11 protein-coding genes and 2 tRNA genes are annotated in these 15,715 nt (G+C 34.3%); all 13 read left to right on the forward strand.

All coding sequences use genetic code 11. The annotated features are described in order from the left end of the window. The first annotated feature begins 618 nt into the window (after window positions 1–618). The 13 genes from ACN1CD_RS11895 to ACN1CD_RS11955 all read left to right on the forward strand — a co-directional run bounded on the left by ACN1CD_RS11895 (window position 619) and on the right by ACN1CD_RS11955 (window position 15,715). The gene (locus ACN1CD_RS11895; RefSeq protein WP_419130612.1) at window positions 619–840 is read left to right on the forward strand and encodes a hypothetical protein; all 222 of its coding nucleotides are present in this window, start codon (window positions 619–621) and stop codon (window positions 838–840) included. 685 nt (window positions 841–1,525) lie between these two features. Then, entirely contained in the window at window positions 1,526–2,119 is a 594-nt protein-coding gene (locus ACN1CD_RS11900; RefSeq protein WP_419130613.1) for a hypothetical protein, read from the forward strand. A 182-nt stretch (window positions 2,120–2,301) separates the two neighbouring features. Then, window positions 2,302–2,374: transfer RNA gene (locus tag ACN1CD_RS11905), tRNA-Gly, on the forward strand. 49 nt (window positions 2,375–2,423) lie between these two features. Beyond that, window positions 2,424–2,507, forward strand: a tRNA-Leu gene (locus ACN1CD_RS11910). Between the two features lie 632 nt (window positions 2,508–3,139). Continuing rightward, entirely contained in the window at window positions 3,140–3,940 is an 801-nt protein-coding gene (locus ACN1CD_RS11915; RefSeq protein WP_419130614.1) for a type IV toxin-antitoxin system AbiEi family antitoxin domain-containing protein, read from the forward strand. Further along, on the forward strand, window positions 3,940–4,806 hold the full coding sequence (locus ACN1CD_RS11920) for a nucleotidyl transferase AbiEii/AbiGii toxin family protein (RefSeq protein ID WP_419130615.1): 867 nt from the start codon (window positions 3,940–3,942) through the stop codon (window positions 4,804–4,806). The genes ACN1CD_RS11915 and ACN1CD_RS11920 overlap by 1 nt, the downstream gene beginning before the upstream one ends. Then, entirely contained in the window at window positions 4,799–5,794 is a 996-nt protein-coding gene (locus ACN1CD_RS11925) for a DNA-methyltransferase (protein WP_419130616.1), read from the forward strand. The genes ACN1CD_RS11920 and ACN1CD_RS11925 overlap by 8 nt, the downstream gene beginning before the upstream one ends. Beyond that, window positions 5,794–7,803 carry an ATP-binding protein gene (locus ACN1CD_RS11930; protein ID WP_419130617.1) on the forward strand — a complete coding sequence of 670 codons (2,010 nt, stop codon included), beginning with the start codon at window positions 5,794–5,796 and terminating at the stop codon, window positions 7,801–7,803. Before ACN1CD_RS11925 ends, ACN1CD_RS11930 begins: the two co-directional genes overlap by 1 nt. Window positions 7,804–7,818: 15 nt before the next feature. Further along, the gene (locus ACN1CD_RS11935; RefSeq protein ID WP_419130618.1) at window positions 7,819–9,159 is read left to right on the forward strand and encodes a hypothetical protein; all 1,341 of its coding nucleotides are present in this window, start codon (window positions 7,819–7,821) and stop codon (window positions 9,157–9,159) included. Continuing rightward, complete coding sequence (locus tag ACN1CD_RS11940; RefSeq protein ID WP_419130619.1) at window positions 9,156–11,411, forward strand: AAA family ATPase; 2,256 nt, start codon at window positions 9,156–9,158, stop codon at window positions 11,409–11,411. Before ACN1CD_RS11935 ends, ACN1CD_RS11940 begins: the two co-directional genes overlap by 4 nt. Beyond that, the gene (locus ACN1CD_RS11945) at window positions 11,408–12,301 is read left to right on the forward strand and encodes a hypothetical protein (protein ID WP_419130620.1); all 894 of its coding nucleotides are present in this window, start codon (window positions 11,408–11,410) and stop codon (window positions 12,299–12,301) included. The genes ACN1CD_RS11940 and ACN1CD_RS11945 overlap by 4 nt, the downstream gene beginning before the upstream one ends. Before the next feature lie 58 nt (window positions 12,302–12,359). Continuing rightward, on the forward strand, window positions 12,360–13,970 hold the full coding sequence (locus tag ACN1CD_RS11950; RefSeq protein WP_419130621.1) for a hypothetical protein: 1,611 nt from the start codon (window positions 12,360–12,362) through the stop codon (window positions 13,968–13,970). Then, window positions 13,970–15,715: a hypothetical protein gene (locus ACN1CD_RS11955; RefSeq protein ID WP_419130622.1), complete on the forward strand. Its 1,746-nt coding sequence runs from the start codon at window positions 13,970–13,972 to the stop codon at window positions 15,713–15,715. The genes ACN1CD_RS11950 and ACN1CD_RS11955 overlap by 1 nt, the downstream gene beginning before the upstream one ends.

The following is a 15,715-nucleotide window of genomic DNA, read 5'->3' on the forward strand; positions in this document are numbered from 1 at the left end:
TGATAAACTGGGCAAAATTGTAGAAATATTATACGCTACAGATTCTTTAAAAAGATTTAATATGGTAGAAACAACAACCGGAAAGCTTAAACTTCGTGTGCGTGTAAAAAAGATTGGCTCTTTAAAAGATTGAGAAAAATTATTTTTATCCTGAATGAAATCAAATGTTTTTTTTAGGAGCCACTTTATGTTGCTCCACTTTTTGATTTGAAGAAATTATACTCATCTTTATATTGCTTTTTTAATAATTAACTTATCGATATAAATATTTGATTTTCAAATATTTATATCGATAAGTTAATAGCATTGGGTGAGACACCTACCAGTAGGTTAATCCTATGCTTTCAAAGGTGTACGGGTTCGATTTCCGCCCCCAGTACAAACCCTTTTTACAGTGTGTAAAGAGTTTTTTTTGGTAACTATTTTTGTAATCTAGACTAGGTTCAATTGGCGTTGTGATATTAAACGATATCCTTAAAAAATCGTAACTGGCTGGATAAATAAATGGTGGTCTAGTTATTCACCCCATTTCTATGTCAATAGTATTTCAATTTAATATTCTCTTATTTTGTGTTTAGATTTGATAATATGTAACTTTGGTAAAGTAATGTTAGGCATATGGAGGTTACAGTAAATATTGGCTATGAGCAGCTTTTGGATGCAATCAAAAAATTACCTGCTGCAAAAATTAATCAGCTAAAAACTGCATTAAACGAGGGATTTATTCAGGAAAAGGCGACATCCGAACTTTCAGAATTCCAGAGTTTCTTGTTGAATGCTCCTACCATGGATTCGGATCAATATAAACAACATAAGCTTGACAGGAAGCAGCATTTATAAACAATTGAAATCAGCTTCAAAATTAATTGAATTGCCAGATTTGTTAATTGATGCTACCGCATTAGGTAATCAGCTAAAGATTGCCACATTGAACAAAAAACATTTCGAACGTATAGGAGGATTGGAAATAGTTAATCTATAAAAATAATTATTTCCTCAATTTTATTTCCAAAATAAAATTCTTAACAGTTCTATTAAAAACGTTTGGATATTTGTAACGTTTCCATACTCCCAAAAGTCTATTTCTACACAATCAGCCTTAATAATGCGTCCAAATCTTCATGAAAATGCTTGTATAATTGTATCGTTGGGAGTACTTCAAAAAAATCGAGATTAAAGCCTTCATGAAAATCAGGGCTTTTCCATTTTAAGCCAAAAAGATCATATTCAAAAATTGCACAGAAAGGAATTAAAAATTATCTTAGAAGCAGTCTAAAAATTATAATTTATCAACTTACGAAATTTCCAAAGCCTGTGCGCTGAAGAATTTCGTCAGTTTTAATGATAATACCACAAACTTTCGAAGTATTTCCCCCAACAACGGCCACCAAAACTTCGCAAGTTGATCTTCATTCATGAAATTTAGACAGTATCTTCGAAAAGAATAAATTATATTTCAGGCATAGAATGAAATAGGACTGATCTATGCTGTCATAACTGATCAGAAATAAACAGTTAATAGAAAATGAAAAATATAAGCTTTTTTATACTGATTTGCTTGTTTAACATGTCATCATCTGCTCAAGAAGATCATTCAGATATTTTATACACTGACTTAGACAATGATTTGATTAAGGATGTAATTACTATTGATCGACAAAACTCAGTGATCATCTGCAAACTCTCCACGCAGAAATTCAAATCAATCCGAAGCCTGGAACTGGAACTCGACCCCTCCTCATCTGGTATCCGAAAAACAAAGAGCGGCTTTGAGTATTATAATAACTGGATGCGTTCTGGTTATACCTGCCAGTTCAGGTATAATCCAAAAGAAAAACAGGTGCAATTAATTGGTATGAGTCGGTATGAACTCGGACCTGCAAGCAATGATGGCAGTGGAGAATCAAGTGTTAACCTCTTAACTCATGATTATATTGGTAACTGGAATTACTTTGATAATAAAAAAATTAAATTAATTCCTATCCCTTCAATCAAGAAAAAAATGATCCTCCCTGCGGTGTATTTATCAAAATATAGTGAGAAAACGTTTTATAAATATCAGGATTGGTGTACTCAATTATTTGAAAAAGCGAAGGCAAAAATGCTTCAAAAAGAATAAATAGAAGCACACTAGAATAATCATTCATTTAAATATATCTCCTAGAACGACCAGACAACTATCTGCCCTGCGTAAACATCTGCATTAAGGCATCTAAAATAATTTTTAAATTAGTTTTGCATCTGATATTTATATTCCTATATTTGCAACCCCAAAGGGAATACAGCGATTGTATTCATTATGCGAAAGTAGCTCAGTTGGTAGAGCACGACCTTGCCAAGGTCGGGGTCGCGAGTTCGAATCTCGTCTTTCGCTCTAAATGCCTTCTTACCAGGAGGCATTTATTTTAAAAGGTTAATCGCCTGCTCGGGTGGTGGAACTGGTAGACACGCAGGACTTAAAATCCTGTGCTTTCAAAGGCGTGCGGGTTCGATTCCCGCCCCGAGTACTTCAAAAAAAATCGAAATGAAAGCCATCAGAAATGATGGCTTTTTCTATTTGGGTTCGACTCCGGCTCCAGGTACAGCCCCTTTTTATGAAAAAAAAGAGTTTTTTTTGTTTGAAACCTGCCTATCGCTTTAAAAATGGGAGATTTTAATGGTTCGATTTTCTGGTAGGTTATATGAAACAACCCAGCCGTACTAAGGTCGAACCGATTATGACAAAAAAGATATGTTCTTGTTCCCGATTTAAACCGTAACAAATAAGTAACAACGTAATTTCAAATTCTGGAAAAAGATCTAAGTTACTTATTTGCGAAGCAAATAGTCCGTAAGCTCGGAATTGGAGTAGAAGACTTAGAATCTTTTAGTCAGCGGTTCAATTCCAGGCGGGTCTAAACATATTGAGATAACACGTAAGCTAGACAATACGATTGTTCTATGGTACTGTCTTCAAATCAAGCAGGATATACAGGATATTATTCAGTCCGAAATGGAGCGGATGTTGAATGACCCGGGGTTGAGCCATCTAGTGGTGAGAAAATAAAGCAGGTGTTGCATATTTTAAAAAAATCCATATCTTTACCTTTAAAGTAGACAAAAACCCCAATAAATTGGGTTTTAAACGAAACAAAAGGTAATGGCGAGAAGTACATATATATCAGAAAATCTCACTCAAAAGCAAATAGACTTTATGCTCATGCTAGATGATTATGAGCTAGATATATTCACACTAGAAGAAGTAAAAGCTCAACTAGGCGATAAAGCGGATAACATAAATGAGTTAATTGAAAATCTTGTTCACAAACGCATATTTTCAAGGATTGAAAGAGGAAAGTATTGCAGATACAATTTCAGGGACGAAAATGTCATTGGTTCATTTTTGGCTTCAGATGGAGTGATTTCATATTGGTCGGCTTTACATAAATATGGACTTACGGAACAGTTTCCGAACTCGATATTTGTCCAGACAAGCAAAGCTAAAAAGGACAAAATTGTCTTCGGGGTCTATTACAAATTTGTCAAAGTCATCTCATCGAAACAGGCGGAAATTAAAGAAGAGGGATATGGAAACCATAAATATCGGATAACTACAATTGAAAAAACCATTGCAGACTGCTTTGACCTACCGCAATATTCAGGTGGATATGCAGAATTAATCAGAGCTTTTAACGAAGCCTCTTTGAATAGCAAAAAAATGATTGCTGCATGTGAAGCTATCCACAACATCGCAGCAATAAAGCGTATGGGATACCTTGCTACCTTATTTGAAAAAAATGATTTGACTGATTTCATTCAATATGCAGAGAAACAGACCAACGAAAAATATAATCTTTTTGATCCAGCAGGTGAAGAGGAAGGTGAATTTGTCAATCGGTGGAAACTAAGGTTAAATATTACTGAAGAAAATATACTAGGTATTATAAATAAACAATATTAATGATCTTCCAAAAAGAAGTTGCAGATATAGCTCAGAATGTGGGCGTAGCAAAAACAGTAATCGACAAGGATTGGGTACTGGGGCATTTTATTGCTGCAATGTACACTGTTCCAGAAATTAGAGATAATCTAATATTCAAAGGAGGTACTTGCTTGAGAAAATGTTGGTTTGATGATTATCGATTTTCAGAAGACCTTGATTTTACATCAACAAATGAAAGTTTCAACTTCACCGATAAGAATCTATTAGATATCTGTGAAAAAGTGACTGCACATGCAGGAATTAAAACGCATATAGCATCACTAAAACCAATTAAATTTCAGGACAAGCACGTAGGATTTGAAGCAATAGTAAAATACTGGGGAGCAGACCATTCAAAAAACGAGGCACCTCCACCAGTAGAAAGATGGCAGACCAAAATCAAGATTGAAATAATACTATACGAGAAGATGATTTTTGAGCCCATTCAAAGAGAACTATTTCATCCGTACTCGGATAGCTTATTAATTAATACATCTATCCCTTGTTATGCAATAGAAGAAGTTTTATCGGAAAAAATTAGAGCATTAATACAACGATCATACACTGCGCCACGAGATTACTATGATATATGGTACTTATCAAACAATATGACTGGTCTTGAATGGAACAAAATAATAGCGGCGTTCCATGTAAAAATTAAATATAAAAATTTAGAATTTACAGGAATAGAACAGTTAATCAATCCTAAAAGTGAACGGGCGGTAAAGCTCGCATGGAGCAATAGCCTTGGGCATCAAATCAAAAGAGACACACTGCCTGATTTTGATGTAGTTAAAGGAGAATTAGAAGCGTTGTTGAATAAAAATTTTGTGAAAAATGGCTAAAAAGAAAAAAACATATATATACAAATCTAAACTTGGCATGTTGATTCAAGGCAACTCGATAGAGTTGCTTGATACTGATGATGAGATTGCGGCACTTAAGGGTAAAGTGAACCTAATAATTACGTCACCTCCATTCCCATTAAATAATAAAAAACAATATGGTAATGAAAAGGGTGAAGAATACTTAAAGTGGTTTATAGAGTTAGCCCCTATTTTCTCAAATCTGTTAGCAGATGACGGTTCGCTTGTGATAGAAATAGGAAATGCCTGGGAACCTGAGCGGCCTGTACAATCTCTTTTACATTTAGAATGTTTATTTGGATTAGTAAAAAATCCCAATGCCAATCTAAGACTCATTCAAGAGTTTATTTGTTATAACCCATCTAAACTTCCGTCGCCTGCACAATGGGTTACTGTAAATAGATTGAGAACTGTAGACAGCTATACCCATGTTTGGTGGTTAGCAAAGACAGATTTTCCTAAAGCAGATAATAGTAAGGTACTTAGGCCATACAGTAAAAGCATGTTACAATTGCTTAAAAAACAGAAATATAATTCCGGAAAAAGACCATCCGAACACCATATTAGTGAAGCAGGTTTTTTAAAGGACAATGGAGGAAGTATTGCCCATAACTTCTTTGAAATGGATATACTGGATGAAAAAAGAGAGGTTCGATTGCCGCATAGCGTTCTAAGCTTCTCTAATACCAATTCAAATGACTACTTTTTGAAAACTTGTAGAGAAAAAAATGTAAGCCCCCATCCTGCGAGAATGTCTGGTGGGCTTATAAACTTCTTTACGCAATTTTTGACTAACGAAGGAGATTTAGTATTAGATCCATTTTCAGGCAGTAATACAACCGGTTACTGCGCAGAAAAGCTCCAAAGAAAATGGGTGTCTTTTGAAATAAAAGATGAGTACATAGATCAAGCAATCATTAGATTCAGCGACCCAGCGCTTAAATCCCCTCTAACTAAAATTAAATAATGAAAACAGTAGATAAAATAAAAAATTTGATGTCTGTTGATCCTCTTAAACAAGGAAAGCAGCCTGATCTTTTTGTAGGGCATCCTTTTACCTTAGATTATAACCGAGCAAATATTCTGGTTTGTGATGATGATAAAGAAAGAGTAAAAGGGATCGCACAAGGAACTTTTCTGTTAGCATTCTACGACAATGAAGAGACTGTAGAAGAAGCAATCTTATTACGTGCACTTGCACCTGCAAAATTACCAACCGATAGTGCTGTAATAAGCTCAATGATAGAGTACTATAAGGACAATCTGCCAACGTCAGGAAATAATTCCAAATTAGACGACTTCACACGATATGAATTCAGCTTCTCTGGACTTGAATGTAGAGTATTAGGAACCTTTTATAGAAATACTGATGACAAAGTTGAATTTGGGGCAGATTTAGAGAACTTCTATTCGGCACATCATTACAGTGTTTATAAAGTAAATAAAGATGTGTTAGGGTTTATTGTTAATCAACGTGACTCGCCTGATATTATACCCGGAAATGATAATGAATTTTCTATCGGGCATGTAAGGTATAGCTCCAGCTTACGATTTCAAAGTAAAGATATTGAGAACAATGCAGAAGTATTTATTCATCCTGCTGATCTATTAGGTAAAAGAACATCTTTGTTTGGAATGACAAGAACGGGAAAATCAAATACTGTGAAGAAAGTAATTGAGGCAACATCTCAGATATCGGGCAAAGCTAAATTGCAATTACAAAATGAAAGCTCCACGCCCATAGAAGAAAATTTAAAATCTTTCGATAAAAGTGGAGCTCCAAAATACCCTGTCGGTCAATTAATATTTGATGTGAACGGGGAATATGCTAATAAAAACCTACAAGATGAGGGTACAGCTATTTTTGAGAAATACAAGGCGAATACAGTAAGATATAGTATTCTAGAGAAATCTGATCCAGATTTTAAAATAATGAAGGTCAATTTTTATAAAGACATTCCAACAGGATTCAGCTATATATGTGCATCATTGGACGATGACAAAGGCGATTATATAACCAGCCTAAAAGTTCTTGACTTTATCCCACCACCTTTGGACAATGAACACTTTAGCGAATGGACAAAATATAATAAGAATAAAGCGATATACTTCTGCTGCTTAAATAAGGCTGGTTTTAAGCCACCAAATGGATATAAGGTTAAGTTTAAGACTGATGCAGCAATAAAAGATCTCGTCAACACAAAATATAAAGATATTGACACAGAGAAAGGTGTTTCAATCGAGGAGGCTGAAAGCTGGTTTAGATGTGCATGGGAAAACATTAATGAAAAGCCTTTTGCAGACTATAAAAAAACGAACGGCAAGGATTGGTTTTCCGACGATATGAAAACACTTATGATATTCTTAACTCAAAAAAAAGATGGTAGGTCCGTAAGCGGTTTTGATAAATTTAAACGAGTGGCTAAAATGCACACTAACACTACAGATGACTCATTTGAAGTTGAAATATCAAAGTTTCTTCGGACTGGGGGAATTGTAATAATAGATTTATCTCAAGGTGATCCAACATTACAAGGTATTTTTCTTGAGAGAATTTCTAAAAAAATATTTTCAGACTCAATGGCACGTTTTACAGATAGTCTTCCAAACAACTTTATTCAATTTTATTTTGAGGAAGCTCATAATCTATTTCCTAAAAAAGATGATAAGGATTTAAGTCAAATTTACAATCGAATAGCAAAAGAAGGCGCAAAATTAAACTTGGGGATGATTTATGCAACTCAAGAAGTAAGCTCTATAAGCTCTAATATTTTAAAAAATACTCAGAACTGGTTCATTGCACATTTAAATAATGAAGATGAAATTAAGGAGTTGCGAAAATATTACGATTTCGACGATTTTGCAGATGCCTTAATAAGATTTAGTGCTAAAAACGACAAAGGTTTCGTAAGAATGAAAACCTACTCAAATCCTTTTGTTGTTCCGGTTCAGATAGATAAATTTTTAGCACAATAATATAAAGAAATAATCATGGCATATAGTAGTAAAACAGGGAAAAGACCAGATGAGTATGCGAGTAAATCTTCTCATTCACACATTGTCAATGACCAGGATGTTAGGGAATTTCTGAGTAGTTGCGAGTATCCCAAATCTGTTGAGGATGTTGTGTTAAATCAAGCACTTGTAATTCAATTACAATATCCTGATGAGAACCCCATAGAACACATTATTGCAATGGACGGAAGCTACACTACTGTGCCAGTCAAAAAAACATTCCCTTCCTCGCAAATTACTTTTTTTCAATTTGGGGAATTACTACTTAACACCAAGGATCTTGATAACATTTCGGAAATGCCATTTATATCGAGGGAATCCATGTCAAAATTAAAAGAACTGGAGAGAAGCAAATTAGTTTTACCTACTAAGAACGTATCGTATAAGCAAAGCCTCACGCTAACTCATTCTGTACGGAAAAGTATATATGAGTTTTTTAAAAGTAAAGATGATGAAAAAAATCTTTTGGACACGTTATTTTGGTTGATCTACGAAGTCTACTCAACCCCTATTGATACTTATAATCTATCTCAGTGCCCTCATTGTGGCGAAAGAAATGTTTCCCTAAACAGAATTGATTTTAATAGTGACTTCATTTCCAACTCTTGCAAAGTCTGCAATAAAGATATTTACTTGACTGATATTTTCAGATTGCATGAAGCAGTGGATGATGAATTAGGGGCAGGTGGGATTTTGGGCTACTTAACCAACTTAATTGAGCAAATAAACATTATTCATACTATTAAATTTATCAAAGAGAATAAACCTGATCTACTTAATCGCTTTTTATTTATTAAAGATGGGCCTCTTGCATTCTTTGGGCAGACGGCAAATATGCATGATCCGGTTAGAAAGCTTTGTAACTATCTTTTTGATAAATATAATTTATTTATGGCTGGATTAGAAAAATCTGGGGCCTTCGTTGAACATGCGGATGAAATTAAAGATCTTTTGAAACCTGGTGAAGCATTGCTGTTAGATAACAAGCACATTTATAGCTATATATTGCCTGGGCCGTCTGACAATCCTGACCCATACGCAAGAACCTCGTATTATAGCTCAAAGCTGATCTTCAAATCAAAGGACAATAGAATGTATGTAATTACTTTGCCAGTCGAAAGTGAAAATATAGTTTTAAATCCTCAGAAATCAGACTTTAAGAATATTGATGTAATTCTTTGGAATATCGAAAAGCTAAGGTGTGATATGTATGACAATGCAATTGTTCCTGTAGCACTAGCTAATAAATTAATTTCACTTTCAAATCACCCAAGTGCAACTATTTTGGAAAAATTCGCTAAAACTCATGCCAAATGATTTACATAGACAGATCAATAATTTCGCATCCAGAGGTTTTCTATTCAACAGAAATCGAGATAGCAAAAAAAAGATTGGAAGATTTCTATAACCGCTCAAAGGAGTCTCGGTCACAGGAAAAATATTCTAAACCTTTTGAACCCGAGCTAAGAGATAAGTTTTTAAAGGCATTGAGGGAAGCCTTTAATGGCAAATGTGCTTATTGTGAGTCCGTAATTCCTTTAGAAATTACAAAATCTGAATACGACCATTTTCGCCCCAAAAGTGGAGCAAGAGGATTAGAAAAGGAGTTTTCCAATGACCACTATTGGTGGCTTACTTATGAATGGAATAATCTTTATTACTGCTGCCCAAACTGTAATCAATATAAATCATCTTGGTTCCCTGTTGAGGGTACGAGATCTGCAATAGCAACAAAATATGAAGATATCATTGTTCAGGAAGTGGCATTATTGATAGATCCTTGTGTTGATCAACCGGAAGAACACTTAACTTATAACGAACACGGAGAGGTAGACTTTCTAACCGCCAAGGGTAAAACTACTATTGAAATTATAAAGCTGAATCGTTCTGATCTCGTCGAAGCAAGACGCAGAACGTTGGAAGAACTTAAAGAGCAATGGACTTTCTTCTTATCATTATTTAAGAACGCAAATCAAAATATGGAACGTGTGAATGAAATTACACGTTCCTGGGGAGAAATATTTAATAATCGAGAATCACTCAAACCATATTTAGGCATTCAAAGGCAATTGCTTACTAAGTGGCTCAAAGAGCTAGAAATTCATGACTATATAGTTAACAGAGACTTTAAAGTATTCTTAGATAGTGAAATTAATAAAGGCGAACCGTTAAAATTCTCTCTTCAAGAAATTGAAAAATTTGCGAATAAAACAGAGCTAACAATTGATGTCAGAGAAAAAATTAGTGGTGAACTTAAACTTGACGATATCCGACATATTTACGTTGAAAAAATAGAACTCAAGAACTTCAAATGTTTTACAAATTTAAAATTGGACTTTGGTAATAATAGTGGGATAGCGGAGAGCAAAATCAAACAAGAAAATCCTATAATAGAACCCTGGGTGTTATTTTTAGGAGAAAATGGTGTAGGCAAAAGCTCTCTACTCAAAGCAATTGTCATTGGTTTAACAGGAAAAGATTACATCAAGGATCTGGCCATAACAGGAAAAGAGATATTAAAGCATGGCGAGGAGAATGGCTATATTAAATTACACTTAGTTGGTTCAACAAATCCTATAGAAGTCCATTTCAATAATAACGAAATTATATCTTCAATTAGTCAGCCCATCGTAAACGTTTTAGCTTATAATTCAATCCGCTTAAAGCCTACAATTGGGAAAATGATACCAGAGAAGATCGAATTTTATGGCGCCAAGGCTAAAAATTTGTTCGACTACACTTTTTCATTGGTAGATGCTGATAATTGGCTGGCAACTTTACCTAAAGAGGTATTCGATCGTGCAGCTTTAACCCTCAAGGATTTAATGATATTAGATCACGATGATATTATTGAGATTGAAGAATATCAAGCCATTATAAAACGAGGAAACGACAAGTTCTATATTGATGAACTCAGCGATGGCTATAAATCCATTTTTTTCTTAGCTGTCGATATTATGGCAACGTTAGCTGGTGAAAACGTAACGTTTGATTTAGCTGAAGGTATGGTGCTAATTGACGAAATTGGAACACATCTTCACCCAAGGTGGCGTATGGAAGTTGTCGGCAGATTGAGAAAAGCATTTCCTAAAATCAGATTTGTTGTAACCACCCATGAGCCTCTCTGCCTAAGAGGTCTTATTGCCGGTGAAGCAGTCGTCCTTACAAAAGATGAAGACAAGGAAATTATAGCTCTAACTGACTTACCTGATCCAAGTGAGCTGCGTATTGATCAAATTTTGACTTCAGATTTTTTCGGATTAAAAAGCACTATTGATCCACAAACGGAGAGGCTGTTTGATGAATACTATACTATTCTGGCTTTAAACGACGATGATCGAACCGATGAACAAAATAAGCGAATACTAGAACTAAGTGAACTTATCCCGAGAATAAAGCATTTGGGAGACAATCTTCGGGAAGAATTGGCTTATTATGTTATTGATGAGTTATTGGCTAGAAAAACCAGAGAGGATGGCTTAAAAATAAAAGAGGACTTAAAAGCAGAGGCTATAAAAAGAGTTGAGAGTTTATGGAAGACTATTGACAGCAAAACCGGAAATCTATGATAAAGATAGATAGAGCCTCAGTTCCACGCCCGGCAGCATTAGATAAAAAAAATAGAGAAGGCAAAACAGAAACTGCAAGGGCAATTGAACATTATACACCCTATGATGCCAACAAAGTAGCTTTTGAGTTTAAAATATATTCAAATACAGAAGTTAAAGATGCTCTTGTAAAATTGTTTAAGAGTAAATGTGCCTATTGTGAAAGCACTTTTTTACACGTCTATTCTGGAGATGTTGAACATTTTAGACCAAAAGGTGAAATTGAAGAAGCGCTTCCGGACACTAAACCTGGCTACTATTGGTTAGCAGCTGATTGGGACAACTTATTGCTGTCTTGTCGTAACTGTAACCAAAAACTAAAACATTCTCTTTACGGAGTGAGTTCAAAAAAAACAATGGGAAAAATGAATCAATTTCCATTGTCTGATCCTACTAAATACGTGCGTCAACACGGAAATGCTAACGGAATAAAAGACGAAGAATCATTTAGGCTATTATTAAACCCCTGTGAGGATAATCCTGAGGAACATTTGGAATATGGCAAAGAGGGCGTTGTTCGTCCAAAAAAAGATGAACATGGAGTTTTCAGTATAAAAGGGCAGACTTCTATTGAAGCTTACGTTTTACAAAGGGTTCCGTTAGTCCAAGCTCGCGAGAAGGTACTTATCGATATCCAAGCTCAAATTCAAAGAGTAAAAGAAGCAACACATAATTTTAATCAGTTTTTGAACGATCCAAATACTGCCCTAAGATTTTATTTCGAAAAAATTTTGAAAAGAGAATTGGAGCGACTCAAAAGGTTTCTAAATCCAGAAGAACAATATGTCGGAATGGCAAGGCAAGTTATAGGAGAATTTCTGAAGGTAAATTTTGGGATACTGAATGTCTAATTAAAATCCCATTTTAAACTTAAAGTCTGTCCAATTATGAATATAATTTCCTACCACAATGCAAACTTATAACCAAAATATTAAAAATGAAGCTCGTGAAAAACTAGTAAAACATGCTATCCAAACACTCACAAGTGAGAGAACGGATAGTTTTCTAGTTTCTAAGGAACACTTTATAAAAATAACAGATTACTTCAATTCCCTGTTTTTCAGATTTATTGGAAGCAAAAGTTTTGAATTCATCAATGAATATAATTGGCTTTTCTTTGGAGGCAAAAACAGTTGGTTTGAATTCTATGATAGCAAATGCAAACCCAAACTAGCAAGCGAATTAAAAGTATTATATCTTTCAGGACCAGAGCCATATAATGATATAGATATTTTATGTAATAATGGAATTAGACTTGAAAATATTTGGGCAATTGAATCAGATAAGAAAATATATGAGCAGGCACTAAAATCCTTAATTGAGGCTAAAATTCAAATCAAAATCCATCGAGGGTCGTTGGCGGAATTTTTCGAGTTAACCAATCACGAATTCGATATTGTCTATTTTGATGCATGCACTCCAATTCTTTCGCCACAACAATCCCCATTGGAAATAATTAAACAGATCTTTCTTAATAAAAGGCTTACGGGATTATCTGCTTTGATTACGAATTTCGCAGAACCAGGAGACAACTATAATTGGGGTGATATATTAGCTACGTGGTTTGCAACAAAAGAATTTTATGAAGTTCCCCCGGAAGATGATCAATTTGGAATGAGTTCATTAGAAAAATCAGGAGCATTTTCAAGTTATAGCAATTATATAAATCAGCATTTGGATTCTTATTATGATACCTTTTTAACACATTTCATACCTACAATAGCGTCAGAAATAATCCCAATGTGGCAATTATCTTCGCTAGGGTCTGTTCAAACTAATCATCTACTTAATGAACAGTCGCTCCAAAAAGAATTGGAATCGATTAAAACACATAAGATTAATACAAAAACGACAAAGGAATTAATTGATGAAATACAACATTACTTATTGGCTATTGATGCCTATCCGCTATTAAATTGGGCTAGGTTAATAAACGAACATTTGCCAAAAGATCATACTCTAAGACGATTTATCAACAGTACTCGAAAGAAGATGACAATAGAGGATGCTCTATATATTGGTAGTTTATTAAAGCGTTTCGAAGAAGCTGATACAGGTTTTAAAACATTTATCCACAATATCTGCGGAGAAAAGTTAAAAGACACTATCACTAAACTTGATTTTTTTGATAGATACATGAATCTGACCTGCGACATACCAATGAAAAACTTGCTAATTGAATTATTGATGGGAATTTATGGGCATCCCTATATTGCCCATGCAGGTAAAACTATGGGCCTAAAATACAAAGCAAAAGATACATGGATGTATTCGAATGTTTTTGTGTTCGATCAATGTCGCTATCTATACGATTTTTTACCAACTCTTGATTTATGGGAAAGTTTTTTTGAAAACTATCCTAACCAAACTATTATCCGGGGATGCATAGATGAAATCCGACGAAATCATCTATACTTAAATAACTCGCTTTTTAAGTGGGGATTTATTGAAGATGTACATGGCCAATTTGGCTCTTCGCAACTTTCTGAAAGAGTTAATTTAAATAATCAAAATAAATAATGATAGATAAGGAGAAATTAATCGCGAAACTCATTGGCAATTCGTTAAGTTTCAAAACATCTAATGATAGTTATATAACAGTGGCTGAACTTAGTATGACAGATGAGCGTGGAATAGAGGAAACTATCGATAAAAATACTGCGATAATTTCGCCTAATCTTATCAATAAAATAAAAGCTTCTCATGTTAACCCATTTGTGAATCGCACGGGAGTAAATTACAGTAAGGATTTTACCTATTCTCCGGCCTTCTGGCTATATCTCTCAAAGCATTTGGGGTTAAAGAAGGTTGAGCCGTTGGTAGTGTCATGGGAGTCAGGAAATCATACAACATTAAATATAGACCAAGCATTCTTAAGTACTTTTCAATTGTCACCAAGATTATTAAGCGATAAAATATACTGGGATGATTTATCAAAACCTCAATATGAAGTAGTTCAGAATAAACTTTTATCGGAATATAAATTTCCAATGCATTCCGAGGCTTATGTCAAAATTAGGAAGGACTACTTAGAAGATTATTTATATCTAAGAAAAAAGGTTGCCGTACAAGTTTTTACGGTGAAAAAAGAAATCAGTCTTGACAAAGACATTCTTGAACTACTTAATGGTAATGAGTTCTACATTGAAGAATTTAATCGATATGAAATAAGAATCCGGAAATATAATCATAAGGAAAATACTGCTAGTGTTGAAATTAACGGTTATAACGTGCTATTTGAAAATGGAATTTACCCAAAAGTGAAACAGGAAATCTCTACAGGCCATCATTGGAAAGGAATAGAGAATTTAGTAACAGAATGGAGAGCAAGACATGAGATGCCGTTTGAATATATCTATGTATCTGATGAAGTATTATCTAAATATGAAAGTGATGACGATTACGAAGTATATCCAAAATCAGGAAGTGTCAGCTATGGAAACCAATGGAGTGTAACATATTGCGAACGCATTGGGCGAAATGCTATTAAGATCGAGATAAAGAAATTATATGAGGGAAATAGTTACGAAGTAATTGATTACTGGAATAAATTTTCGATACACCCTTCCGAAGTTATAGAAGGAGAAAATATTGCTAAAAAAGCTGAGTGCTTGACAAAAAAGTATTTTCTTTTTGGCCGTTTATTTTCCAAACTCATGAATCACCTTTTTAGTTTTGACTTTTCTGCACTGGACATTATTACTATAGACGAAGAACGGATAGAGTATACTGGATGGTCGGACTTCCCAGATTATAAACCTATCACCCATCATCTGAATTTAAAATCCTTCTCCAAGGAGCAATTTATTTCACGTTGTAAAAGACTATACATATTGTTAGCTGAAAATTTCAAAGAAAAATCACTACGAAAAATAGTTGATCATTTGGGCTTCTCAAAAGTAGAGACTAAAGATTTTAGAAGTCTAAGGCTTCTTGAACTAATTCTCAAGTATTTGCATATAGCGCGGATAACCGGCTTAGATCCAGCGAACAATAAAGAAACTATCATTGAAAGGATTAAAGAACTGAAAGAATTCAAATTTTTATCAGCGTTATTTGCTTTAAACAATGTAAGGCAATTAGATGCTCATAAATCGGGAGATTCAAAATCAAAGTTTCATGCAGCATTAAAGGATTTGAATGTAGAGCCAAATTCTGTTTCAAATAATTACGCAAATACCTGTGAGCAGGTCTATAATAGTTTAGATGAGATGTTTATTGACCTAAATATATTTCTCTCTGAAGCATACGATTTAAATCGATAG

It is taken from the genome of Pedobacter sp. N23S346 (genome assembly GCF_048515415.1).
Taxonomy (GTDB): domain Bacteria; phylum Bacteroidota; class Bacteroidia; order Sphingobacteriales; family Sphingobacteriaceae; genus Pedobacter.